Below are 22,555 nucleotides of genomic sequence, written 5' to 3'. Positions count from 1 at the left end.
TTGTGTCATTTCCGGCCCAGTTCGAGCCGATTACTTTCGCCGAACGCCTTGTAGGAAGAGACGATGACGCGCTCCCCTTCCTTCAGGCCATCCAGCACTTCCAGCTGCCGGTGGCTGCGCCGCCCGCTGCGGATGGCGCGCCGCACGGCATGGCGGCCATCGGCCTCCAGCACGTAGACGAAGGCGCCGCCGCCATCGCCGGCGAAAGCGTCGTTGGGCAGCAGCAGCGCTTGCGCAGGCGCGGCCAGCGTGATGTAGGCATCCACGCCCTGGCCGGGCAGCAGCTGCACACGCGCATCGTCCGCAATGGCCAGCTCCACATTGAATTTTCCGTCCCGAACCTGCGGGAAGATGCGGCTGACGGTGAGCGCGGCCGCCTGCGCCGTCATTTGCGCGCGTCCCTGCTGGCCCGGCCGGATGCGGTTCAGGTAGTACTCATCGATCTGCGCCAGCAGCTTGAAGCGCGTTTCGTCATCGATGCGGCCGATGCGCTGGTCCGGTTTCACGGCCTCGCCAAGCTGCAGGTGAAAATCCGTCAGGCGCCCATCGGAAGGTGCGCGCACCACCAGCGCATCGGCGGTGGCATGCGCCAGTTGCAGGCCGTCTTCCAGCCTGCGGGTTGCCTGCTCCATCTGGCGGATGGCATCGCGCTGGATGCGCGCCTCCGCGTCATTGCTGGCTTGCGCCGTGCGTAACAGGAGCGCCTGCTGCGCCAGCCGGTCCGCCGATTCGTCCAGCGCGGCGGCGGACAGGAAGCCGCGTGCGGCCAGCGCCTGGTTGCGCGCATGCTGCTTTTCTGCCTGCGCCAATGCGAATGCCAGCTCCGAAGCGTTGCGCTGCCGCGCGGTGCTCGCCGTCTCCATCGCCACCCGCATATTCGTCAGGTTAGAGATCTGCTGCGCATGTTCCGCTTCGCGCGCCAGCACTTCCAGCCGCCGCTGCGGATTCGACAGGCGGAACAGCGGCTCGCCGCGGCGCACCTGCGCACCATCGCGCACGAACACTTCCTCCACGCGGCCCGATTCCACCGCATCGAGCAGGATCGAATGCAGCGGCGCAGCGCTGGCGCGGACGGCGATATCGTCATGGAATACGCCGCGCTGCACGGCCGCGATGCGCACGTCGGCCAGCGGCACGGCCATACCGTCCGGCAGCAGGAACCACAGAACGCATGCAGCCAGCGCAAGCGCTGCAGCCGCAGCTGCGGCGCCCCGCCAGCGCCTGTGCCACGCACGCGGCGCAAGCGGCTGGTCCATCAGGCTTCCGGATAACTGGGCAGGTTTGATCGTCATGCAGACAGCCGTTTGCAACTTCCATGCCACGCGCGTAGCCGAAGCTGGCGGCAGGCCTGGGCTGGCAGAACGTTCGCAAGCGGACAGGCGAAGTGTTCGATTCCGGACACTTCGCCCGCCGTCATTGCTTCGGCCAATCCGCCGCTGCTAGAATCAGCCGGCCATGCAAGCCAATATCCTCATCCTGGAAGACGATGCAGACGTCGCCTATGCGGCGCAGCTGTTGCTGCGGCGGCGCGGCGCAACGGTCGGCACGCTGGCCGATCCGGCCCTCCTGCCGCAGCGGCTCAAGGATGATCCACCGGACCTGGTGCTGCTGGATATGAATTTCACGCCGGGCCGCATCGACGGCGAGCAGGGCATGCAGGTGCTGCAGCTGCTGCGCCATTGCACAGCTGCGCCTGCGGTGATTGTGATGACGGCCTACGCCAATGTCGCACTCGCGGTAGAGGCAATGAAACTCGGCGCCTTTGACTTCATCACCAAGCCATGGAATAACGAACGCCTCGCGGCCGCCGTGGATGCGGCACTGGCACAGCGCACTGCCGCCACCGGCCAGCAGGCCAGCGCACTGATGGGCGATTCCGCCGTGATGAAGCAGCTGCGCCGCCTGATCGCCAGCGTGGCGCCGACCGAGGCCAATGTGCTGATCCTCGGCGAGAACGGTGTGGGCAAGGAACTCGCTGCGCGCGCCATTCACGATGCCTCGCGCCGGGCAGCACAGCACTTCCTGCCGGTGGACATGGGCAGCCTGCCCGAATCCACGCTGGAAAGTGAATTGTTCGGCCACCGCAAAGGTTCCTTTACCGATGCCCGTGCGGACCGCGCGGGACGCTTCCAGGCCGCTTCCGGCGGCACGCTCTTCCTCGACGAAATCGGCAACCTGCCCTTGCCTGCCCAGGCCAAGCTGCTGACGGCGCTGGAACGGCGTGAGGTCACGCCGCTGGGCGCGGACCGCGCGCAGGCGATCGACGTGCGCATCGTGAGCGCCACCAATCTTGCTGAAACAGCGCTGTATGACGCCCAGCTGTTCCGGCCCGACCTCCTGTTCCGCCTCAACACCATCGTGCTCCGCGTGCCGCCCTTGCGCGAGCGCCGCGAAGATATTCCGCTGCTGCTGAACCACTACCTGGCCCACTATCAGCAGCAGTACGGCAAGCCGGCCCGCGCGGTATCCCCCGCCGCGCTCAGCGCACTGTGCGCACATGCATGGCCCGGTAATGTGCGCGCGCTGCGGCATGCCTGCGAGCGCGCCGTGATCCTGTGCGACGCGGACGCCTACCGCAGCGACGATTTCGGCCTGGCTGCGGCGGCGCCGGACATGCAGCCGCCGGGCGCAGAGACGCCTGCCACCCGTCCAGCGGACACGGTACGCCTCGATGCGCTGGAACGCGGCGCCATCACGGCTGCCCTGGACCAGGTGCAGGGCAATATCAGCCGCGCCGCGCGCCTGCTCGGCGTAAGCCGCGCCGCGCTGTACCGGAAACTGGAGAAGCATGGGCTCTGACGCCGTGCATGCCGCCGCCGGCGGCCTCCTGCTGTCGCTGGCCTCGGCGGTCGCGGGCTACTGCTGGCAAGTGCGTGCCGACGTGGCGCTTGCAGGTTGCGCGCTGGCGGCAGCCGCCGGAGCGGGCCTGTTGTGGCGCGCCGTCCGCCGCCTCCGCGCCTCCGCGGCCATGCCGCTGGAGGTTCCCGTTGGGCTGCCGCGAGACGTGGCCCGGCTTTCGGAACACGCCTTGCAGTTGGAGGCGCAACTGGAGCATGCGCCGGTTGCGCTGTTCCGCGCGCCTCCCGGGGCGGATGCCGGCTGCCTGAATGCCGGCGCGCGCCGCCTGATGGCGCCCGGCAGGGTAAGCGACGCAGCGGCATTGCGCGAACTGCTCGCCGCGATGCCCGCAGGGCAGCGCCGCGTAATCGAGTATGAAACGGAGGCGGGCCGCGAACGCGCGCTGGCGGCCGCCAACATGATCACCGTCGAGGGCGGCGTCCAGCGCCTGATTGCATTGCTGCCCATGGAAAATGAACTGGAGGCGGAAGCCATGCGCGCCTGGCAGCAGCTGGTGCAGGTGCTCACGCACGAGATCATGAATTCCCTGACGCCGGTTGCATCGCTGGCGAAGACATCGCGCGACATGCTGCGGGAAGCGGCCCTGCCCGATGACCTGCGGACCGACCTCGATACCGCGCTGGACGCAATCGGCCGCCGCGCGGGCAGCCTTTCGCATTTCGCGGGCGGCTACCGCACGCTGGCCAGCGTGCCGGAGGCGCGGCCGCAGCGCATTGTGGTGAGCGGGATGTTCGCACGGCTCGGCGCCCTGTTCGCCGCCGCCTCCTTCAGCGTGGAGCCTGAATCGATCGAACTGATGGCCGATGCGGGCCAGATAGAGCAGGCGCTGGTCAACCTGCTGCACAATGCCGTGGAAGCCACCGCCGGCCAGCCTGCGCCGGTGATTGCCGTTGCGGCGCGGCTGACGCGGGGCGGCCGCCTGCGCATCGAAGTCAGCGACAATGGCCCAGGGGTGCCGGATCACCTTGCGGGCAGTCTGTTCACGCCATTTTTTTCGACCAAGGCAGGCGGCAGCGGGATCGGCCTGGCCATGGCCCGCCAGCTCGTCCACCGCAACGGCGGCGCCCTGCGCTACGCGCGGCCGGTCAAGTCGGGCGCGCGCTTCTTCATCACGTTCTGATCGCGCTGCACCTGTATCCGCAGCGCGGCCGACACGTGGTCGCCAAGCTGCGACATCAACGCGGCATGCTCCTGCGTGAAATAGGCGCCCGGCGAATGCGTCATCACCCAGATGGCGCCATAGGGCTCGCGCTGCGCCCTGAAGAGCGGGACCACCAGTCCCTCATGAACGGGAATGCCGGGCGCAGCCAGCCACTCGAAATAGCGGTCGGGCCGCGCGAAAAGCTGCGGCTGTCCGGCATCGATGGTAATGCCGCAGGGGCTGTGGTGCCGCGGTGCGCGGCCATGCAGGTAGGGCGCGAAGACACCGGCCATTGCATCCCAGGTGAAACCTTCCTCAGGATTTTCGGCCAGCACGCTGATGCCGGAGGATCCGGCCTGGCAAAGCTTCAGGGCCAGTTCGCAGATGGCGGCAAGCACCGCGTCGCGTCCATACGACATGCTGCCGGCAATCGCCGCCAGCCCTTCCGCCTCCGCCGCCTTGTCTACCGTGCGCTGCCGGCGCGCCGCCAGTTGCGCCGTGATGAGCACATCGCTCAGATGAATCGGCGTTGCAGCCATATGCGCCCCCAGACTGGTGAATCCGCAGTATAGCCGAAAAGACAAAAGGCCTACGTACCGGAGCACGTAAGCCTTTGATCTTGCTGCAAATTCTGGTGCCGGAGATAGGAGTCGAACCTACGACCTTCGCATTACGAATGCGCTGCTCTACCAACTGAGCTACACCGGCAAAGAGCAATATTCTAACAAAGAAATCCGGGCCCGGTCTAGTACCGGGCGTAACATTTATTCGTGGTGGTAGCCAGTCACCACCGCCACCTCATCCCGCGAACCGAGGAAGACCGGCACGCGCTGGTGCAGCTTTTCGGGCTGGATGTCGAGGATGCGGTGCTTGCCGTCGGTGGCCATGCCGCCCGCCTGCTCGACGATGAAGGCCATCGGGTTGGCTTCATACATCAGGCGCAGCTTGCCCGGCTTCGAGGTGTCGCGCAGGTCGGCCGGGTACATGAAAATGCCGCCGCGGTTCAGGATGCGGTGCACGTCGGCCACCATGGAGGCGATCCAGCGCATATTGAAGTCGGCGCCGCGCGGGCCGGTGCTGCCGGCCAGCAGTTCGTCGATATAGCGGCGCACCGGCGGATGCCAGTGGCGCTGGTTCGACATATTGATGGCGAATTCCTTCGTCTTCGGCGGGATCTGCATATTGCTCTGGGTGAGCACCCAGGAGCCCATTTCGCGGTCCAGCGTGAAGCAGTTGACGCCATTGCCGGTGGTGAGCACCAGCATGGTCTGCGGGCCGTAGACGGCATAGCCTGCGGCGACCTGCTTGCTGCCGGGCTGCATGAAGTCCTTCTCGGTCGGCGTGCCCATGCCTTCCGGCGCCTTCAGCACGGAGAAGATGGTGCCGATGGAGACGTTGACGTCGATGTTGGAGGAGCCGTCCAGCGGATCGAACAGCAGCATGTATTCGCCCTTCGGATAGCGGTTGGGAATCGGATGGATGGATTCCATTTCTTCCGATGCCATGGCGGCCAGGTGGCCGCCCCATTCGTTCGCTTCCAGCAGGATTTCGTTGGAGATGACGTCCAGCTTTTTCTGGACTTCGCCCTGCACGTTTTCCGTTTCCAGGGCGCCCAGCACTTCGCCCAGTGCGCCCTTGCCTACCGAGTGGCTGATGGTTTTGCAGGCGCGCGCCACCACTTCGATCAGGAGCCGCAGCTCGGCGGGAATGGTGTTGTGCTGGCGTTGTTCTTCAACGAGGTGCTGCGTGAGGCTGATGCGTTTCATGTTTTCCTTAGTTGGCTAGTGCTTTGCTGACGACTTCCATCACGTCGTTCGAGAGTTGGGGCGTGGCCGCCACGCGTTCCAGCGCGCGGCGCATGTGTGCCTGCAATTCGGGCGGGTAGCGGCGCCAGCGGTCCATGCTGCGCGCCAGGCGGGCCGCCACCTGCGGGTTGATGGCATTGAGCTTGATGACGTGCTCGGCCCAGAATTCATAGGCGCTGCCATCCTTCGCATGGAACTGCGAGGGGTTGCCGTTGCAGAAGCTGAACACCAGGCTGCGTGCACGGTTCGGGTTCTTCAGCGTGAAGGCCGGATGCTCCATCAGCGCGCGCACGGCGTTCACATCGGTCTGCGGCGACATGGCCTGAATCGAGAACCACTTATCCACGACAAGGGCTTCGCCTTTGAAGTCCTGGTAGAAGCTGTCCAATGCACTACTGGCATCGGCGCCGCTATGCACCAGCGCCACCAGCGCCGCGGAGCGGTCGGTCATATTGCCCGCCTCATTGAACTGGCGTTCCGCCAGCGCCAGCGATTCCGCTTCGCCGCCCAGCGCCAGGTAGGACAACGCCAGGTTCTTCAGGCCGCGTTTGCCGGCCGAGGCAGCGTCCGGACTGTAGGCGCCCGGCGTGGCATTGGCCGCATAGGCGTTCAGCAGCTCGCTGCGCAGCACCTGGGCAATGGTGCGGCGCATGAACTGGCGCGCCTGGTGGATGGCGTGCGGATCGGCCACCTCCATGTTCTCGGCCACCATGGTTTCGGACGGCAGCATCAGCGCCTGTTCGCGGAAGGCCGCGTCCAGCGCGTCGTCCAGCAGCAGCGCGCGCTGGGCGGCGATGAAGGTGTAGTCCAGCTCCAGCTCTTCGCCCCGCTGCACGGCGGTGGTGAGTTTCAGCAGGCGGGCCATGGCCAGGCGCTGGCCGGCTTCCCAGCGGTTCACCGGGTCGCTGTCATGGCGGAACAGGTGCAGCAGCTCCTCGTCGCTGTAATCGTATTCGAGCACCACCGGGGCCGAGAAGTTTCGCAGGATGGACGGCACTGGTTTTTCGGCGATGCCTTCGAAGCGGAAGGTGTCTTCCGCTTCCGTCAGCTCCAGCACGCGGGTCGGCAGCATGTCGCGGCCGGCCGCATCCAGCAGGCCCACGGCCACCGGAATATGGAAAGGCTGCTTCTTCGCCTGGCCCGGCGTGGCCGGGCAGCGCTGGCTCAGCGTGAGCTCGAACACCTTCATCTTTTCGTCGTAGCGCGTGCGCGCGGTGACAATCGGCGTGCCGGCCTGGCTGTACCAGCGCTCGAACTGCCTGAGGTCGCGCTGGTTGGCATCGGCCATGGCGGCGCGGAAGTCGTCGCAGGTCACAGCCTGGCCGTCGTGGCGGGCGAAGTACAGGTCCATGCCCTTGCGGAAGCCTTCGCGGCCCAGCAAGGTCTGGTACATGCGCACCACTTCGGCGCCCTTCTCATACACAGTCACCGTGTAGAAGTTGTTGATCTCGACGAAGGAATCCGGCCGCACCGGGTGCGCCATCGGGCCTGCGTCTTCCGGGAACTGGGCCTGGCGCAGGGTGCGCACCTGGTCGATGCGGGTCACGGCGCGGCCGGTGTCGGTGCCGATCATGTCGGCCGAGAACTCCTGGTCGCGGAACACGGTCAGGCCTTCCTTCAGCGACAACTGGAACCAGTCGCGGCAGGTCACGCGGTTGCCGGTCCAGTTGTGGAAGTATTCGTGGCCCACCACCGCCTCGATGCCGGCGTAATCGACATCGGTCGCCACGCGCGGATTGGCCAGCACGAACTTGGTGTTAAAGATGTTCAGGCCCTTGTTTTCCATCGCGCCCATATTGAAGTCGCCCACGGCAACGATCATGAAGCGGTCCAGGTCCAGCTCCAGCCCCCAGCGCTCCTCGTCCCAGCGGATGGAGTTCTTGAGCGACTGCATGGCGTAGTCGGTCTTGTCCAGGTTGCCCTCTTCCACCCACACCTGCAACAGCACTTCGCGGCCGGAATTGAGCTTGTACGTCTCTTCCTGGCACACCAGGCGCGCGGCCACCAGCGCGAACAGGTAGGACGGCTTCTTGAACGGGTCTTCCCACTTGGCGTAATGGCGACCGTCCGGCAGCTCGCCTTCTTCGATCAGGTTGCCGTTCGACAGCAGCACCGGATACTTCGCTTTGTCGGCGCGCAGCATGACCGTGTATCTGGCCATCACATCGGGACGGTCGGGGAAATACGTAATGCGGCGGAAACCTTCGGCCTCGCACTGGGTGAAGAAATTGCCGTTGGAAACGTAGAGGCCGGACAGACTGGTGTTCTCCTGCGGATTGCACAGGGTTTCAATCTCCAGCACGGCATTCAGCGGCGCCTTGCGGATCGTCAGCGTGTGGTTGACGATGCTGTACTGCGCCTGGTCCAGCGCCACACCGTTCATGCGCAGCGCCACCAGTTCGATCTCTTCGCCCTGCAGCACGATATCGTGGTTCTTGCTGTCCGGATTGTGGCGCACCACGATGCGGCTGGACACAATCGTGCGCTGCGGATCCAGGTCGAAACCCAGTTCAACCGTCTCCACCAGATAGCTGGGAGGGGTGTAGTCTTTACGGTAAATGGTCTGTGGGCTGTCGGTACGCATGGCAGTTTCAGTGTGGCAAAGACGAAAAGCTTATTTTACCAACATGTTCCTGGAATCCGGGCCGGGATACCGTCCCGGACGCGCTGGAAGTTTCTGCTGCCACAGTTGCCGTAACATTCTGTAATATTCGTGTAGACGCTTTGTGCCGGTCCTAAACTGACAGGTGGACAAGCTTAATTATCGTAGGAGCGGAAATCATGAGATCCTTAGCCATCCTTATTGCAGCGGGCACCCTGCTGCTGAGTGGGTGCGCCACTACCCTGCGCAGCGATGTCACGGTGTTCCACCAGTGGCCGGCCGAGCTGCAGGAAAAATCGTATGTGTTCGAGACCCCGGCGCCCGCCGAGGATACGCTGGAATACCGCAGCTACCAGAACCTGGTGAGCGGCGAACTGGCCAAGCTGGGCTTCACGCTGGCGCCCTCGTCGGACCAGGCCAAGCTGCGCGTGGGCATGCAGTTCAGCACCATCGACCGGCCCTACAAGGTGCTGGAAGCGTCCGATCCCTTCTATATGGGACCGTACTGGGGGCCTTACGGCTTCGCGCGCTACCACTACTATCCGGGGCGCTTCCGCTACCGCTACTACGGCTTCCGTCCTTACTACGACCCGTGGATGTACGGCCCGATGACCTTCCGCGAAGTCATCCAGCACAACTACGAGCGCAATCTGCGCGTCACCATCAACAGCATGCAGGGGCAGAAGCTCTTCGACGTGACGGTGAACAACACCAGCCGCAAGCAGTCCACGCCGCTGGTCATGCCGGCGCTGGTGCAAAGCGCCTTCACCGGCTTCCCCGGCGAAAGCGGCAAGGCCAAGCGGGTTGAGCTGGAGCTCAAACCCCAGCAACAGTAAAGTTGGGAAATTGGGGACAGACCCGGATTATACGAACCGTATAATCCGGGTCTGTCCCCAATTATTAGCTCGGCGCGCGAGGTCGCAGGCAATGCGGGTATGGGTCATGAGAAGTAGGCTTCGCTGGCAAAGGTGATGACGCCGATCAGCGCCACCGCGCACAGCAGGACGACCAGCAGGCGGCCGAATTTCGGGCTGCCTTCGTCGTCCGGTTGATTCTGTTCAGTCATGGTCAGTGCGGAAGAAGAATGGACGACCCGGTCGTGTTGCGCGATTCCAGGTCGATGTGGGCCTGTCCCACATCCGCCAGATTATAGCGTTGGTTTATTGCAATTTTCACTTCGCCGCTGGCCACCACGCCGAACAGGGACTTGGCGGTCGCTTCCAGGTCTTCGCGCGTGGCCGTGTAATGCGGCAGCGTGGGACGTGTGACATATAGCGAGCCACGGGTCTGCAGCTCGGATGGCGCGAACGGCGCCACCGGTCCCGAGGCATTGCCGAAGCTGACCATCAGGCCGCGAGGGGCCAGGCAGTTGAGCGAACCGATGAAGGTGTCCTTGCCGATCGAATCGTAGACCACGGACACGCCCTTGCCGCCCGTGATCTCCTTCACCTTCTCGGTGAAATTATCGCGCTTGTAATTGATGGCATGCGCCGCGCCGTTCTCGATGGCCAGCGCAGCCTTCTCGTCGGAACCGACGGTGCCGATCAGGTTCACGCCCATCACGCGCGCCCACTGGCAGGCGATCAGGCCCACCCCGCCCGCGGCAGCATGGAACAGGACGGTATCGCCGGCCTTGAGCTGGGCGGTCTGGTGCAGCAGGTACTGCACCGTCATGCCCTGCAACATCATGGCGGCGGCGGTATCGAAGGCGATTTTCTCGGGCAGCACCACGAGGATACTGGCCGGCATATTGCGCACTTCGGCGTAGGCGCCGTTCGGCCGCGCCGCGTAGGCCACGCGGTCGCCCACCTTGACCTCGGTAACGCCCTCGCCCACCGCCTCCACCACGCCCGCGCCTTCCTGGCCCAGGCCGTTCGGCAGCGGCTGCGCATACAGCCCGGTGCGGAAATACACGTCGATGAAATTGATGCCGATGGCTTCATGGCGCACGGTGGCTTCGCCCGGGCCCGGCGGGCCCACTTCCACATCCACCAGTTCCATTACCTCCGGACCGCCGGTCCGGGACATGCGGATAGCTTTGCTCATCGGGAAACTCCTTATTGCTGGTTGGCGAACGCGGCGCGCAGCTGGCTCAGCACCAGGTGCGCCGTGGCGACATTGGTGGCGCAAGCCACATTGTGCACGTCGCAGGCGCGCACCAGCGCATTGATGTCCGGTTCGTGCGGCTGCGGCGTCATCGGGTCGCGCAGGAAGATCACGGCATCGATCTGGTCTTCCACCAGCAGGGAACCGATCTGCAAGTCGCCGCCGAAGGGGCCGGAGTGCTTGCGGTCCACGGTGAGGCCCAGTTCATTGACCAGGCGGCCGCCGGTGGTGCCGGTGGCCGTCAGCGTGCACTGGCGCAGGAAGTCCACATACTCGCCGGCGAGGGCGATCATGTCGTCTTTTTTCTTGTCGTGGGCGATCAGGGCAATGCGTGGACTCATGGGTTCAGGCTTTCTTAGCGTTGGACAACAGGTATATGCCCGACAGCACCAGCGCCGTGCCGGCCAGTTGCCAGCTCGTGACGGGTTCGGACAGGATAAGGGCGCCGAGGAACAGCGTGGAAACAGGACCGATCATGCCCGCTTGCGAGGCCACGCCGGCGCCGATGCGCTGCACGGCGATCATGGTCATGAACACCGGCATCACGGTGCACAGCAGGCCGTTCATCAGCGACAGCCAGTACACCTGCGCGGGCTGCACCAGCATGGCCGCCGGGCGCAGGATGAAGAACTGGGCAATGCAGGCGGCGCTGGACACGCACATGGCATAGGCCACCAGGCGCAGCGAGCCGATGCGCTTGACCATTTCGCCGGAAGCCAGCAGGTACAAGGCATACGCGACAGCGGAGCCCAGCACCAGCATGGACCCGAGCACCACATTGCGGTTGCCGCCCTGCAGGTCGTGCAGGAAGACCAGCACGATGCCGGCGTAGGACACGAGCAGCGCCAGCCACTGGGCGCGGCTGATGGCCTTCTTCAGCACGAAGGCCGATATCAGCAGCACGAAGGTGGGCGTGAGGAAGAGGATCAGGCGCTCCAGCCCGACGGTGATGTATTGCAGGCCGAGGAAGTCGAGGAAGCTGGACAGGTAATACCCCACCAGCCCGAGGCCGATCAGGCGCCAGCGGTCGGCGCCGGACAAGGGCGCTTCGCTGCGCATCTTCCATAGCGCCACCGCGGCGAACACCGGCAGGGAAAAAATCATGCGGAAGGCAATCAGCGTGACCGCATCGATCTGGTAGCGGTACAGCAGCTTGGCCAGCACCGCCTTGGTGGAAAACAGCACCGCGCCGCCCACGGCAATGGCGAGGCCGCCCAGATAGGCCGCCCGCGCGTGCCCGGCATTGCTTGTACTTTCGTCCATCCCACGATTGTAGAACGAAACGCTTGCTTGCGTTTGGCAAGCCTCTTTTCCAAAGCGAAATCTTGCTGCGCGAAATTGCGAACGGCGGCGCGACAACTCAACTTTTTGACGCTACGCTGCGTTATAAAAATTGCACTATTTCAGCGGAGGCGGAGGTGGTCAATCATGAGCACGATTTTTCTGGGCGGGACTGCCGGTAACGACGTCCTCAATGGCGGCGACGGCGACGACTACATTTTTGGCAATGGAGGAATTGACACTATGAGTGGTGGAAACGGTAACGATCAGATTTACAGCAGCAATATTGACCGGGCCGGTGCCCCCGATTTGCTGGGCGACGTGATGAACGGCGGCGCCGGCAACGACCTGATGTTCGGCGGCGACGGCAATGACCGCATGAACGGCAACGGCGGCAACGACCAGATCAATGCCGGCGGCGGCAACGACTGGCTGAATGGCGGCGAAGGCAACGACACCCTCGACGGCGGTGCGGGCAACGACATGGCCATTTATGCCGGCGCGCGCGACACCTATACCGTGGGGCGCCCTGCCGGCGGCATGCCGGCCACCGTGGTGGCGGCGGACATGAGCAGCGATGCCCTGATCGGCATCGAGCGCCTGCAGTTCTCCGATACGGCCGTGGCCTACGACATCAACGGCAACGCCGGCAAGATGTTCCGCCTGTACCAGGCCATTTTCGACCGCCCTTCCGACAAGGCGGGCCTGGGTTACTGGATCAATGTGGCCGACAATGGCGCGGCCTGGACCGATATCGCGGGCGGCTTTACCAACAGCCCCGAGTTCACCCACCTGTACGGCGCCAATTCCACCAATGCGGAGTTCCTGACGGCGCTCTACCACAATGCCCTGCACCGCGACGTGGACCAGGAGGGCCTGAACTACTGGCTGGATGTGATGGCCAACCACGGCCAGACGCGTGAAATGGTGCTGCTCGGCTTCTCGGAAAGCGCCGAGAACAAGGCCCAGGTGATCGGCAGCATCCAGAACGGCATCGAGTTCACCGTGTTCACCGGCTGAGGCCCCGGCGGCGGCGCAATTCAAGGGGGGCGGTATGGTAGAATACCGCCCTCGAATTGCACACCGTCTAAGGAAGACCGAACATGGCTGGACACAGCAAATGGGCCAATATCAAGCACAAAAAGGCTGCAACGGACGCTAAACGCGGCAAGATCTGGACGCGCCTCATCAAGGAAATCACGGTAGCGGCCCGCATGGGCGGCGGCGACATCAACACCAATCCACGCCTGCGCCTGGCCGTGGACAAGGCGGCCGACGCCAATATGCCGAAGGATAACGTGCAACGCGCGATCACGCGCGGCACTGGCGGCGACGAAGGCACCAACTACGAAGAAGTACGCTACGAAGGCTACGGCATCGGCGGCGCGGCCATCATCGTCGACTGCATGACCGACAACCGCGTGCGCACGGTGGCTGAAGTGCGCCATGCCTTCAACAAATACGGCGGCAATATGGGCACCGAGAACAGCGTGTCCTTCATGTTCAAGCATTGCGGCCAGTTCCTGTTCGCCCCCGGCACCGATGAAGCGAAGCTGATGGACGCCGCGCTGGAAGCGGGCGCAGAAGACGTGGTGGCCGACGAGGAAGGCGGCTTCGAAGTGCTGTGCGCGCCGCATGATTTCGCGGCCGTGAAAGATGCGCTGGAAGCGGCGGGCTTCAAGGCCGAAGTGGCGGAAGTGATCATGAAGCCCGCGACCGAAACCGTCTTCACCGGCGACGACGCGGTGAAGATGCAGAAGCTGCTGGACGCGCTGGAGAACCTGGACGATACCCAGGAAGTCTATACCAACGCCGTCATCGAAGAATAAGCAACCACACCCACAAGTCCCTATGAAAATTCTGGTAGTCGGCTCTGGCGGCCGCGAACACGCACTGGCCTGGAAACTCGCGCAATCCGAACGCGTGCAGATGGTCTATGTCGCACCGGGCAACGGCGGCACGGCGGGCGACGTGCGCCTGCAGAACGTGCCCATCACCGGCCTGGAAGAACTGGCGGACTTCGTGGTGAAGGAAAATATCGGCGTCACCGTGGTCGGCCCTGAAACCCCGCTGGCCGGCGGCATCGTCAACCTGTTCCGCGCGCGCGGCCTGAAGATCTTCGGCCCCACGAAGGAAGCGGCGCAGCTGGAATCGTCGAAGGACTTCGCCAAGTCCTTCATGAAGCGCCACGGCATTCCGACCGCCGAATACGAGACCTTCTCCGACGTGCAGAAGGCCCATGCCTATGTGGACGCCAAGGGCGCGCCCATCGTCATCAAGGCCGACGGCCTGGCGGCCGGCAAGGGCGTGGTGGTGGCGATGACGCTGGACGAAGCGCACCAGGCGGTGGACCACATGCTGGCCGATAACCGCTTCGGCGACGCCGGCGCGCGCATCGTCATCGAAGAATTCCTGGCAGGCGAAGAAGCGTCCTTCATCGTCATGTGCGACGGCAAGAACGTGCTGCCGCTGGCCACCAGCCAGGACCACAAACGCCTGCAGGACAACGACCAGGGCCCGAACACGGGCGGCATGGGCGCCTACTCCCCGGCGCCGATCGTGACGCCGGCCATGCATGCGCGCGTGATGCGCGAGATTATCACCCCTACCATCCAGGGCATGGCGAAGGACGGCATTCCCTTCACTGGCTTCCTGTATGCGGGCCTGATGATCGACGCCGCGGGCAACCCGAAGACGCTGGAATTCAACTGCCGCATGGGCGACCCGGAAACCCAGCCCATCATGTCGCGCCTGAAGACCGACCTGCTGGGCGTGATGGAACACGCGGTGAACGGCACGCTGGACGCGGTCGAACTGGAATGGGACCGCCGCACCGCCGTGGGCGTGGTGCTGGCCGCCGCGGGTTATCCGGATAATCCGGCCAAGGGCGCGGTAATCGAAGGCATTCCGGCCGAAACGCCGGAATCCGTGACCTTCCACGCCGGCACGGCGGAACAGGGCGAAGCGCTGGTGACGAGCGGCGGCCGCGTGCTGTGCGTGGTGGGCCTGGGCGACAGCATCAAGATGGCGCAGAAGCAGGCTTACGAGAGCGTGGACAAGATCCGCTTCGACGGCATGCAATTCCGCCGCGATATCGGCTGGCGCGGCCTGAAGCACTAATGAACCAGCAGCCCTCGCCCTCCGGCGTCAAAGCCTACCTGCTCGGCCTGCAGCAGCGCATCGTTGCGGCCCTCGAGGACGCCGACGGTTCGCCCTTCCTGCGCGACGAGTGGGAGCGCCCGGAAGGCGGCGGCGGCATTTCGCGCCTGATCGAAGAAGGCAAGGTGCTGGAACGCGGCGGCTGCAATTTCTCGCATGTGATGGGCGCCAGGCTGCCCGCCTCCGCCGCCGCGCACCGTCCGGGCATCGGCGGCCGCGCATGGGAAGCGATGGGCGTGTCGCTGGTGCTGCATCCGCGCAACCCGTATGCGCCGACGGTGCACATGAACGTGCGCTTCTTCACCACCAGCACCGAAGACGGCACGCCGGTGTGGTGGTTCGGCGGCGGCATGGACCTCACGCCCTATTACGGCAACAAGGAAGATGCGCAGCACTTCCACCGCAGCTGCCGCGATGCGCTGCAGCCCTTCGGCGAAGAGCTGCATCCGCGCTTCAAGGCCTGGTGCGACGAGTACTTCTACCTGAAGCACCGCAAGGAAGCGCGCGGTGTGGGCGGCATCTTCTTCGACGACTTCAATGCGCTGGAGTTCGAACAGAGCTTCGCCATGATGCGCAGCGTGGGCGACGCCTTCCTGACCGCCTACCTGCCGATCCTGAACGCGCGCAAGGACACCCCATACGGTGAACGCGAGCGCGATTTCCAGGCCTACCGGCGCGGCCGCTATGTCGAATTCAACCTGGTATTCGACCGTGGCACGCTGTTCGGCCTGCAGTCCGGCGGCCGCACCGAGGCGATCCTGATGTCGATGCCGCCCGTCGTCAAGTGGCGCTACGACTGGCATCCCGAAGAGGGATCGCCCGAAGCGGCGCTGTACACCGACTTCCTTCCGCACCGCGACTGGCTGAACCCGTGACAGCCTGCATCGCACTGCTGGGAGGCAGTTTCGATCCGGTCCATAACGGTCATGTCGCGCTTGGCGCCCATTTTGTCCGTTTGCTGAAAGCGGATCAGCTGCGCGTGATCCCGACCCTGCCCTGGCAGAAGTCGGCGCTGGTGGCGGCGCCGGAGCAGCGCGCGGAAATGGCGCGGCTGGCCTTTGCCGGCCAGCCCTTCCCGGTGGCCATCGACCTCCAGGAAATCGAGCGCGGCAAGCCCACCTACACGGTGGAAACGCTGCGGGCCCTGCGCGCGGAACTGGGACCGGATGCCTCGCTGTGCTTCCTGATGGGCGCCGACCAGCTGGAACGCTTTGACACCTGGCATGAATGGCAGGCGCTGTTCGGGCTGGCCAACTTCTGCGTGGCCGCGCGCCCGGGCTTTGCGCTGGACGGCCCCGGCGTGCCGCCCGCGGTGGCCGCCGAGTTCCTGCGGCGGCTGGCAGAGCCAGATAAGGTAAGCAATACCGCGGCAGGCCTGGCCTGCCTCGCCCCGGAACTGGCCGTGGATATCTCATCCACAGCCATCCGGGAAGCACTGGCGCGGGGCGGCGAGCCAAACTCGCTTGTCCCGCAGGTAGTGCTAGACTATATTGAACAACATAATCTTTATAAGAACTAAATGGATATCAAAAAACTGCAAGCCCTCGTCGTCGATGCTCTGGAAGACGTGAAAGGCCAGGACATCGTCCTGTTCGATACGACCGGGCTGACCAGCCTGTTCGACCGTATCGCCATCGTGTCCGGTACCTCCAACCGCCAGACCCGCGCCCTTGCCTCGTCGGTACGCGACAAGGTAAAGGAAGCCGGCGGCGAAGTGGTGGGCATCGAGGGCGAAGACACCGGTGAATGGGTGCTGGTGGATCTGGGCGACATGATCGTCCACATCATGCAGGCGCCGATCCGCGCTTACTACCGCCTGGAAGAGATCTGGGGTGAAAAGCCGGTGAAGCTGGGCGCGGCCAAGCGCAAGTCCACCGCCGAAGGCAAGGCTGCCGCCGAAGCCGAGGCGGCGCCGAAGAAGAAATCGGGCCACCTGGCTGCCAACAAGGTTGCCAAGTCCGCCGAAGCCGTGGTCGAGAAGAAGGCCCCGGCCGCCCGCAAGCCCGGCACCGCCAAGGCCGCCGCCGCTGCTGGCGCCGCCGCCAAGAAGGCCGCCGTGAAGAAAGCGCCGGCCGTAGTGGCGCCGGAAGGCAAGAAGGTGAAGGTTGCCTCGTCCAAGAGCGCCGTGGCTTCGGCCAAGGCCGCCAAGGCGGAAAAAGCCAAATCGGCCGCCAAGGCTGCGGAAGCGCCGGTTAAAACCGTCATCAAGCGCATCAAAAAACCCGCTGCCGAGTAAGGCAGCATGCAGCTGATCATCGCTGCGGTCGGGCACAAGATGCCCGCCTGGATTGAAAGCGGCTTCGCAGAATATGTGAAACGCATGCCGCCGGAACTGCGCATCGTGCTGAAGGAAATCAAGCCCGTTGAGCGTTCCGGCAGCAAGACCGCCGCCACCGCCATGGCGCTCGAAAAGGAGCGCATCGAAGCCGCCCTGCCCAAATCGGTACGCATCATCGCCCTCGACGAGCGCGGCAAGGACCTTACCAGCGTCGGACTTTCCCAGCAATTGCAGGCCTGGCAGCAGGACGGGCGCGATACCGCCTTCCTGATCGGCGGGGCCGACGGCCTCGATCCTGAGCTGAAAGCGCGCGCCGAGGGAATGATTCGCATTTCCAGTATGACCCTGCCGCATGGCATGGTGAGGGTGCTTTTGGCCGAACAGTTGTACCGGGCGTGGACAATTACGCAGAATCACCCGTATCATCGCGTGTAACAATTTAAAACAAAGCACGCCGATGAAACCGGTCGACAAGAAAATCTACCTTGCATCCAAGAGCCCGCGGCGGCGCGAACTGCTGCGGCAGATCGGCGTCGAATTCGAACTGCTGCTCCTGCGCAGCGAAGGCCCGCGCGGGCCGGACGTGACCGAAGAAGTGCTGCCCGGCGAGACCCCGGAGGTCTATGTGGCGCGCGTGGCCAACGAAAAAGCCGATTTTGCATTCGACCTGGTGCAGCGGCGCCGCCTCACGCAGCGCCCCGTGCTGTCGGCCGACACCACGGTGGCCATCGATGGCGAAATCCTCGGCAAGCCCGCCACGCCGGCGGAAGCAATTGCCATGCTGGAGAAGCTGTCCGGCCGCGAGCACCAGGTGCTGACGGCCATCGCCGTGCGCCACCGCGATTTCTCGGACTGCATTACCCAGGTGTCCCAGGTGCGCTTCGCCGCGCTCTCCCCGGCTTCCATCAAGGCCTATTGCGCCACGCAGGAGCCTTACGACAAGGCGGGCGGCTACGGCATCCAGGGCCTGGCCTCCGTATTCATTGAACACATCGAAGGCAGCCACTCCGGCATCATGGGCCTGCCCTTGTTCGAGACCGCGCAGCTGCTGCGCCAGGCCGGCCTGCCGCTGCCATGAACGAAGATATCCTCATCAACATCACGCCGCAGGAAACACGGGTCGCCCTGATCCTGCAGGGCGCCGTGCAGGAACTGCACATCGAACGCACGCTGACGCGCGGCCTGGCGGGTAATGTCTATTCCGGCAAGGTGGTGCGCGTGCTGCCCGGCATGCAGTCGGCCTTCATCGACATCGGCCTTGAACGCGCGGCCTTCCTGCACGTGGCCGATATCTGGGAAGCGCGCCCGCACGACGGCCAGGCCGCCAATCCAACGCCGATCGAAAAGCTGCTGTTCGACGGCCAGGTGCTGACGGTGCAGGTGATCAAGGATCCGATCGGCACCAAGGGCGCGCGCCTGTCCACGCAGATTTCGATTGCAGGCCGCATGCTGGTCTACCTCCCGCAGGACGCGCATATCGGCATATCGCAGAAGATCGAGAAGGAAGCCGAACGCGAAGCGCTGCGCGCCCGCATGCAAAGCCTGCTGCCGCCGGAGGAAAAGGGCGGCTACATCGTGCGCACGCAGGCCGAAGATGCCAGCGATAGCGACCTGCAGGCCGACATCGAGTACCTGCGCAAAACCTGGAGCGCCATTTGCCACGGCGCGCGTACCCGGCCGCCGGCCAGCCTGCTGCACCAGGACCTGAGCCTGGCGCAGCGCGTGCTGCGCGACTTCGTGTGCGATGAAACGGCCAGCATCCAGGTCGACTCGCGCGAGAACTTCGTGGCGCTGACGGCATTCGCGCAGGAGTACACGCCGAGCGTGCTGAATCGCATGCAGCACTACACGGGCGAGCGCCCGCTGTTCGACCTGTACGGCGTGGAAGAAGAGATCCAGCGCGCGCTGGGACGGCGCGTGGACCTCAAGTCCGGCGGCTACCTGATCGTGGACCAGACCGAGGCCATGACCACCATCGACGTCAACACCGGCGGCTACGTGGGCGGGCGCAATTTCGCGGACACCATCTTCAAGACCAACCTGGAAGCGGCGCATGCCATTGCGCGCCAGCTGCGCCTGCGCAACCTGGGCGGCATCATCATCCTCGACTTCATCGACATGGAGAACGCCGAGCACCGCAACGCCGTGCTGGCCGAGCTGCGCAAGGCGCTGGCGCGCGACCGCACCAAGGTATCGGTGAGCGGCTTCTCCGCGCTGGGACTGGTGGAGATGACGCGCAAGCGCACGCGCGAATCGCTGGCGCACATCCTGTGCGAACCCTGCCCTGCCTGCAGCGGCAAGGGCCAGGTAAAAACCTCGCGCACCATCTGCTACGAAATCCTGCGCGAGCTGCTGCGCGAAGCCAAGCAGTTCAACCCGCGCGAGTTCCGCATCCTCGCCTCGCAGGAAGTGGTAGACATGTTCCTCGAAGAGGAATCCCAGCACCTCGCGATGCTGGGCGATTTCATCGGCAAGAAGATCTCGCTGCAGGTGGAAACCGCCTACCACCAGGAACAGTACGACGTTATCCTGATGTAGCCCTACTGCCGCTGCGCGATCTGGTGTTTGCGGCTGGCCAGCCAGCGGTCGCGCACCATCGCGTACTCGTCCGGCGCCTCGGCGCGCAGCTTATCCATGGGCAGCGCCGCCGAACGCATGCTGCCCAGGTTCAGCAGCGTGACAGCCATGCTGGCGCCACTGTCGTCGATATAGCCGGTGGGATTCAGCGGCTTGTCGCCAAAGCCGCCGAGGAAATCGCGCACGGTCCGCGGCCCCTGCAGGGGCGCGACGAAGAAGCGCGAATCTTCCCATCCCCACACCGCCAGCGTCTGGCCCAGGTCTTCCTCCGTCTTCACCAGCGAGAGCTTGCTGGCCGGATCGAACATGCCGCCCACCCCGGCCGTGGTGTTGACCACGAAGCGGCCCAGCGTCCTGGCCGCGCCAACGGGCCGTCCCTGGAACAGCTGGTTCGCCATCGTGCGCGGTTCCTGCAGGTTGGAGAAGAAGGAAGTGACGCGGTGCTGCACCACCTCCGGCACGACGGTGTCGTAGGCCACGCCGATGGGGCGGGCAATGTACTTGTCCACCTTGGTATTGAAGGCATACATGCCGCGGTTATAGCCCTCCCACGGATCGTTCGCCTGGCGGGCAACTTCGGCGCTTTCCGGCGCAGGCTTCGGCGCCGTCGCGCATCCGGTGCCGCCCAGCACCACTGCTGCCAGCAGCAGGCACTGCATCGTATCTCGAAACATCGGCAAATCCTTTCATTCTGCAGGCGCATCGACATGAGCACCTTCAGGCCGGATATTGCCGGTCTGGCTTTAACGATTTATTAGGATAATCCTGGCCACAGCCAGGGCCGTGCTTGGTCCGAGACAAAAACTCCCCGCCGGGCAACCGATACGCTTGAACGGATGCGCATCCGCTCGCCGGGCTATCTGAAGCAATTGCAGAAATGGAAGCGAGGTGTTCGACCGGCATGGCCATCACCTTGGCGCATTGGATGCCGTCTCAGGGCAGTTCATCAAGCATGCGGTGCGCGGCCGCACTTTGGGAGACTGATATGAACTTCATTTCATCATGCGTTGCCGGCACAGCAAAGCCCGAGCAGATTGGCGATTGGGTCGCCCGCTGGCATCGCGGCGAAGCTGGCATCGATTAAAACCTGGCTGAGTATCTCGGCTTAACCCAGGACGAATATGCACACTGGGTAGCTGACGCTAACGCTCTTGCCGCCATCGTCGCAACGCACGCTGCACGTGCGGCTTGAATAACCTTATTCGGCGTTAGAAGCGCGGCCGACGCGGTTGCGGCCGGCGTTCTTGGCGGCGTAGAGGGCGCGGTCGGCGGCTTCGATCAGGATTGCCGGATCGTCGTCGCGCTCCGGCACCACGGCGGCGACGCCGGCGCTGATCGAGATCATGCCCAGCGGCGAATCGCCATGCTCCAGCCGCAGCGCCAGCACCGCGATGCGCATGCGCTCGGCCACCGCCCAGGCCCCGTCTTCATCGGTATTCGGCAGCAGGATGCCGATTTCCTCGCCGCCGTAGCGCGCCGCAAGGTCGCCGGTGCGGGTCGGCGTCTGGCCGCGGATGGCGTTGGCGACGGAGCGCAGGCAATCGTCGCCGGCGCTATGGCCGTAGCGGTCGTTGTAACGCTTGAAGTAATCCACATCGATCATCGCGAAGGCCAGCGAGCTGCCCTGCCGGGTGGCGCGGCTGAACTCCTTGGCCAGCGTGGCATCGAACTGGCGCCGGTTGGCCAGGCCGGTCAGCCCGTCCTGCAGCGCCAGCTTCTCGAGGGTGCCGTTCAGGCTGGCCAGCGCGTCGCGCGCCTGCCGCAGTTCTTCCTCGGCGCGCAGGCGCAGCTTGATCTGGCGGATCAGCCGATGGCCGAACCAGGCCAGCAGGGCCGCCAGCGCCAGCACGCCCGATGTATGCAGGATGGTGTCTTCGCGCCAGCGCGCGAGCATCTCGCGTTTCGACATCGCTGCCACCACCAGCAGGGGGAAATCATCCAGCGACTGGTAGCTGGCGATGCGCACTTCGCCGTCCCGCACCGACACGAACTCCCCGGTGCCGCCCTGGGGATGCGCCTTGTAGCGCTGGAACAGCGGGATGGCGGCGATGTTGCTGCCGATCCGTTCTTCCTTGTAGGGCATGCGCAGCACCACGGTGCCATCGCTCAGGGCCAGCACCATGCCGCCGCTGCGGCCAACGTCCAGCCGCTCATAGAAGCGGCGGAAATAGCTCATGTCGATGCTGGCCAATACCACGCCGGCGAAACTGCCATCGGGCTTTTCCAGGCGGCGCGACAGGGGAATCACCCAGCGGCCGTTGCTGCGGCTGACGATGGGTGCGCCGATGCGCACATTCCTGTCTTCCGGGTGGTCGCGGTGCCAGGTGAAGTAGGCGCGGTCGGTGACGGGCATATCGAGATTCCTGCCGGTGATGGAATTCACCAGCCAGCGCCCTTCCGCATCGAAGGCGAACAGGCCGTTCAACTGCGGCAGCTTGCGTACGCTGCCCGCCATCACGCGCTCCAGGCGCGCGATGGCGCGCTGGTCGGTGCCGTCGGTTTCGATGCGTTCCTTCACGCCGTGCAGGATGGCGTCCACCGCCTTGAAGGTATCGTTGCCATGCTGCGCCATGGCGCGCGCCACGCTTTCGGTGGAACGGCGGGTGCTGTCCAGCGTATCTTCCCGCAGGCTCCAGCTGCGCTGGATATCGGTCGCCACCAGCGACCCGCACACCAGCGTCACAAAAAGAGTCGCCCAGACGGTGATCGTTAGCCGCTTCAGCATAGGTGTCGCAGTGGCTCGCGGA

At 64.6% G+C, this 22,555-nt stretch carries 22 protein-coding genes and 1 tRNA gene; 12 read left to right on the top strand and 11 right to left on the bottom strand.

Translation table 11 applies throughout. From position 1 onward, the window contains the following. Positions 1-5 precede the first annotated feature (5 nt). A complete protein-coding gene (locus ACJRPG_RS01775; protein WP_407998325.1) occupies positions 6-1,292 on the bottom strand; it encodes an efflux RND transporter periplasmic adaptor subunit in 1,287 nt (428 codons plus the stop codon). Positions 1,293-1,455: 163 nt separating this feature from the next. On the opposite strand from ACJRPG_RS01775, the gene ACJRPG_RS01770 reads away from it, so the two are divergent. After that, a complete protein-coding gene (locus tag ACJRPG_RS01770; protein WP_407998324.1) occupies positions 1,456-2,799 on the top strand; it encodes a sigma-54-dependent transcriptional regulator in 1,344 nt (447 codons plus the stop codon). After that, positions 2,789-3,979, top strand: coding sequence for a sensor histidine kinase (locus ACJRPG_RS01765; RefSeq protein WP_407998323.1), 1,191 nt, complete (start codon positions 2,789-2,791; stop codon positions 3,977-3,979). The genes ACJRPG_RS01770 and ACJRPG_RS01765 overlap by 11 nt, the downstream gene beginning before the upstream one ends. Here the strand turns inward: ACJRPG_RS01765 and ACJRPG_RS01760 are convergent. From ACJRPG_RS01760 to pepN, 4 genes are all read right to left on the bottom strand, one after another. Next, positions 3,931-4,539, bottom strand: a complete 609-nt coding sequence (locus ACJRPG_RS01760) for a GAF domain-containing protein (RefSeq protein WP_407998322.1) — start codon at positions 4,537-4,539, stop codon at positions 3,931-3,933. The two genes, ACJRPG_RS01765 and ACJRPG_RS01760, sit on opposite strands and share 49 nt — an antisense overlap. A 93-nt stretch (positions 4,540-4,632) precedes the next feature. Further along, positions 4,633-4,708, bottom strand: a tRNA-Thr gene (locus ACJRPG_RS01755). A gap of 56 nt (positions 4,709-4,764) precedes the next feature. Next, positions 4,765-5,766, bottom strand: a complete 1,002-nt coding sequence (locus tag ACJRPG_RS01750; RefSeq protein ID WP_407998321.1) for a class 1 fructose-bisphosphatase — start codon at positions 5,764-5,766, stop codon at positions 4,765-4,767. A gap of 7 nt (positions 5,767-5,773) precedes the next feature. Then, positions 5,774-8,389: an aminopeptidase N gene (gene pepN, locus ACJRPG_RS01745; protein ID WP_407998320.1), complete on the bottom strand. Its 2,616-nt coding sequence runs from the start codon at positions 8,387-8,389 to the stop codon at positions 5,774-5,776. A gap of 197 nt (positions 8,390-8,586) precedes the next feature. Here pepN and ACJRPG_RS01740 point away from each other — a divergent pair, with 197 nt between their 5' ends. Continuing rightward, a complete protein-coding gene (locus ACJRPG_RS01740; RefSeq protein WP_407998319.1) occupies positions 8,587-9,243 on the top strand; it encodes a DUF4136 domain-containing protein in 657 nt (218 codons plus the stop codon). Between the two features lie 104 nt (positions 9,244-9,347). On the opposite strand, the gene ACJRPG_RS01735 is transcribed toward ACJRPG_RS01740, so the two are convergent. The 4 genes from ACJRPG_RS01735 to ACJRPG_RS01720 are packed head-to-tail and all read right to left on the bottom strand — an operon-like array spanning position 9,348 to position 11,776. Further along, a complete protein-coding gene (locus tag ACJRPG_RS01735) occupies positions 9,348-9,473 on the bottom strand; it encodes a hypothetical protein (RefSeq protein ID WP_407998318.1) in 126 nt (41 codons plus the stop codon). A gap of 2 nt (positions 9,474-9,475) precedes the next feature. Further along, the gene (locus ACJRPG_RS01730; RefSeq protein ID WP_407998317.1) at positions 9,476-10,453 is read right to left on the bottom strand and encodes a quinone oxidoreductase family protein; all 978 of its coding nucleotides are present in this window, start codon (positions 10,451-10,453) and stop codon (positions 9,476-9,478) included. A gap of 11 nt (positions 10,454-10,464) precedes the next feature. Continuing rightward, positions 10,465-10,854, bottom strand: a complete 390-nt coding sequence (locus ACJRPG_RS01725; RefSeq protein WP_407998316.1) for a methylglyoxal synthase — start codon at positions 10,852-10,854, stop codon at positions 10,465-10,467. A gap of 4 nt (positions 10,855-10,858) precedes the next feature. Next, positions 10,859-11,776, bottom strand: coding sequence for a DMT family transporter (locus tag ACJRPG_RS01720; protein ID WP_407998315.1), 918 nt, complete (start codon positions 11,774-11,776; stop codon positions 10,859-10,861). 165 nt (positions 11,777-11,941) lie between these two features. On the opposite strand from ACJRPG_RS01720, the gene ACJRPG_RS01715 reads away from it, so the two are divergent. From ACJRPG_RS01715 to rng, 9 genes are all read left to right on the top strand, one after another. Further along, positions 11,942-12,814: a DUF4214 domain-containing protein gene (locus tag ACJRPG_RS01715; RefSeq protein ID WP_407998314.1), complete on the top strand. Its 873-nt coding sequence runs from the start codon at positions 11,942-11,944 to the stop codon at positions 12,812-12,814. 83 nt (positions 12,815-12,897) lie between these two features. Beyond that, the gene (locus tag ACJRPG_RS01710; protein WP_407998313.1) at positions 12,898-13,623 is read left to right on the top strand and encodes a YebC/PmpR family DNA-binding transcriptional regulator; all 726 of its coding nucleotides are present in this window, start codon (positions 12,898-12,900) and stop codon (positions 13,621-13,623) included. Between the two features lie 22 nt (positions 13,624-13,645). After that, the gene (gene purD, locus ACJRPG_RS01705; protein ID WP_407998312.1) at positions 13,646-14,914 is read left to right on the top strand and encodes a phosphoribosylamine--glycine ligase; all 1,269 of its coding nucleotides are present in this window, start codon (positions 13,646-13,648) and stop codon (positions 14,912-14,914) included. Beyond that, positions 14,914-15,828 carry an oxygen-dependent coproporphyrinogen oxidase gene (gene hemF / locus ACJRPG_RS01700; protein ID WP_407998311.1) on the top strand — a complete coding sequence of 305 codons (915 nt, stop codon included), beginning with the start codon at positions 14,914-14,916 and terminating at the stop codon, positions 15,826-15,828. The genes purD and hemF overlap by 1 nt, the downstream gene beginning before the upstream one ends. Further along, positions 15,825-16,472, top strand: coding sequence for a nicotinate (nicotinamide) nucleotide adenylyltransferase (nadD, locus tag ACJRPG_RS01695; protein ID WP_407998310.1), 648 nt, complete (start codon positions 15,825-15,827; stop codon positions 16,470-16,472). Before hemF ends, nadD begins: the two co-directional genes overlap by 4 nt. Continuing rightward, positions 16,473-17,189 (top strand): ribosome silencing factor, encoded by a 717-nt coding sequence (gene rsfS / locus ACJRPG_RS01690; RefSeq protein WP_407998309.1) that lies wholly within the window; start codon positions 16,473-16,475, stop codon positions 17,187-17,189. A gap of 6 nt (positions 17,190-17,195) precedes the next feature. Then, the gene (gene rlmH, locus ACJRPG_RS01685; protein WP_407998308.1) at positions 17,196-17,666 is read left to right on the top strand and encodes a 23S rRNA (pseudouridine(1915)-N(3))-methyltransferase RlmH; all 471 of its coding nucleotides are present in this window, start codon (positions 17,196-17,198) and stop codon (positions 17,664-17,666) included. Positions 17,667-17,688: 22 nt separating this feature from the next. Then, entirely contained in the window at positions 17,689-18,309 is a 621-nt protein-coding gene (locus ACJRPG_RS01680) for a Maf family protein (protein WP_407998307.1), read from the top strand. Further along, on the top strand, positions 18,306-19,769 hold the full coding sequence (gene rng, locus ACJRPG_RS01675; protein ID WP_407998306.1) for a ribonuclease G: 1,464 nt from the start codon (positions 18,306-18,308) through the stop codon (positions 19,767-19,769). The genes ACJRPG_RS01680 and rng overlap by 4 nt, the downstream gene beginning before the upstream one ends. Before the next feature lie 2 nt (positions 19,770-19,771). Here rng and ACJRPG_RS01670 read toward each other — a convergent pair whose 3' ends face one another. Both ACJRPG_RS01670 and ACJRPG_RS01665 read right to left on the bottom strand, forming a co-directional pair. Then, a complete protein-coding gene (locus tag ACJRPG_RS01670) occupies positions 19,772-20,482 on the bottom strand; it encodes an MlaA family lipoprotein (RefSeq protein WP_407998305.1) in 711 nt (236 codons plus the stop codon). Between the two features lie 524 nt (positions 20,483-21,006). Beyond that, positions 21,007-22,533, bottom strand: a complete 1,527-nt coding sequence (locus ACJRPG_RS01665) for a sensor domain-containing diguanylate cyclase (protein ID WP_407998304.1) — start codon at positions 22,531-22,533, stop codon at positions 21,007-21,009. Positions 22,534-22,555 lie beyond the last annotated feature (22 nt).

This window comes from Pseudoduganella rhizocola (assembly GCF_045984285.3).
Classification (GTDB): Bacteria; Pseudomonadota; Gammaproteobacteria; order Burkholderiales; family Burkholderiaceae_D; genus Rugamonas.
The sequence above is the reverse complement of the archived record's forward strand: the minus strand, read 5'-3'. Positions and strand labels throughout refer to the sequence as shown.

Bases quoted from the DNA above. Each gene is read 5' to 3' on its own strand.
- ACJRPG_RS01775 (WP_407998325.1), bottom strand. From the start codon at position 1,292: ATGACGATCAAACCTGCCCAGTTATCCGGAAGCCTGATGGACCAGCCG.
- ACJRPG_RS01770 (WP_407998324.1), top strand. From the start codon at position 1,456: ATGCAAGCCAATATCCTCATCCTGGAAGACGATGCAGACGTCGCCTAT.
- ACJRPG_RS01765 (WP_407998323.1), top strand. From the start codon at position 2,789: ATGGGCTCTGACGCCGTGCATGCCGCCGCCGGCGGCCTCCTGCTGTCG.
- ACJRPG_RS01760 (WP_407998322.1), bottom strand. From the start codon at position 4,539: ATGGCTGCAACGCCGATTCATCTGAGCGATGTGCTCATCACGGCGCAA.
- ACJRPG_RS01750 (WP_407998321.1), bottom strand. From the start codon at position 5,766: ATGAAACGCATCAGCCTCACGCAGCACCTCGTTGAAGAACAACGCCAG.
- pepN (WP_407998320.1), bottom strand. From the start codon at position 8,389: ATGCGTACCGACAGCCCACAGACCATTTACCGTAAAGACTACACCCCT.
- ACJRPG_RS01740 (WP_407998319.1), top strand. From the start codon at position 8,587: ATGAGATCCTTAGCCATCCTTATTGCAGCGGGCACCCTGCTGCTGAGT.
- ACJRPG_RS01735 (WP_407998318.1), bottom strand. From the start codon at position 9,473: ATGACTGAACAGAATCAACCGGACGACGAAGGCAGCCCGAAATTCGGC.
- ACJRPG_RS01730 (WP_407998317.1), bottom strand. From the start codon at position 10,453: ATGAGCAAAGCTATCCGCATGTCCCGGACCGGCGGTCCGGAGGTAATG.
- ACJRPG_RS01725 (WP_407998316.1), bottom strand. From the start codon at position 10,854: ATGAGTCCACGCATTGCCCTGATCGCCCACGACAAGAAAAAAGACGAC.
- ACJRPG_RS01720 (WP_407998315.1), bottom strand. From the start codon at position 11,776: ATGGACGAAAGTACAAGCAATGCCGGGCACGCGCGGGCGGCCTATCTG.
- ACJRPG_RS01715 (WP_407998314.1), top strand. From the start codon at position 11,942: ATGAGCACGATTTTTCTGGGCGGGACTGCCGGTAACGACGTCCTCAAT.
- ACJRPG_RS01710 (WP_407998313.1), top strand. From the start codon at position 12,898: ATGGCTGGACACAGCAAATGGGCCAATATCAAGCACAAAAAGGCTGCA.
- purD (WP_407998312.1), top strand. From the start codon at position 13,646: ATGAAAATTCTGGTAGTCGGCTCTGGCGGCCGCGAACACGCACTGGCC.
- hemF (WP_407998311.1), top strand. From the start codon at position 14,914: ATGAACCAGCAGCCCTCGCCCTCCGGCGTCAAAGCCTACCTGCTCGGC.
- rsfS (WP_407998309.1), top strand. From the start codon at position 16,473: ATGGATATCAAAAAACTGCAAGCCCTCGTCGTCGATGCTCTGGAAGAC.
- rlmH (WP_407998308.1), top strand. From the start codon at position 17,196: ATGCAGCTGATCATCGCTGCGGTCGGGCACAAGATGCCCGCCTGGATT.
- ACJRPG_RS01680 (WP_407998307.1), top strand. From the start codon at position 17,689: ATGAAACCGGTCGACAAGAAAATCTACCTTGCATCCAAGAGCCCGCGG.
- rng (WP_407998306.1), top strand. From the start codon at position 18,306: ATGAACGAAGATATCCTCATCAACATCACGCCGCAGGAAACACGGGTC.
- ACJRPG_RS01670 (WP_407998305.1), bottom strand. From the start codon at position 20,482: ATGTTTCGAGATACGATGCAGTGCCTGCTGCTGGCAGCAGTGGTGCTG.
- ACJRPG_RS01665 (WP_407998304.1), bottom strand. From the start codon at position 22,533: ATGCTGAAGCGGCTAACGATCACCGTCTGGGCGACTCTTTTTGTGACG.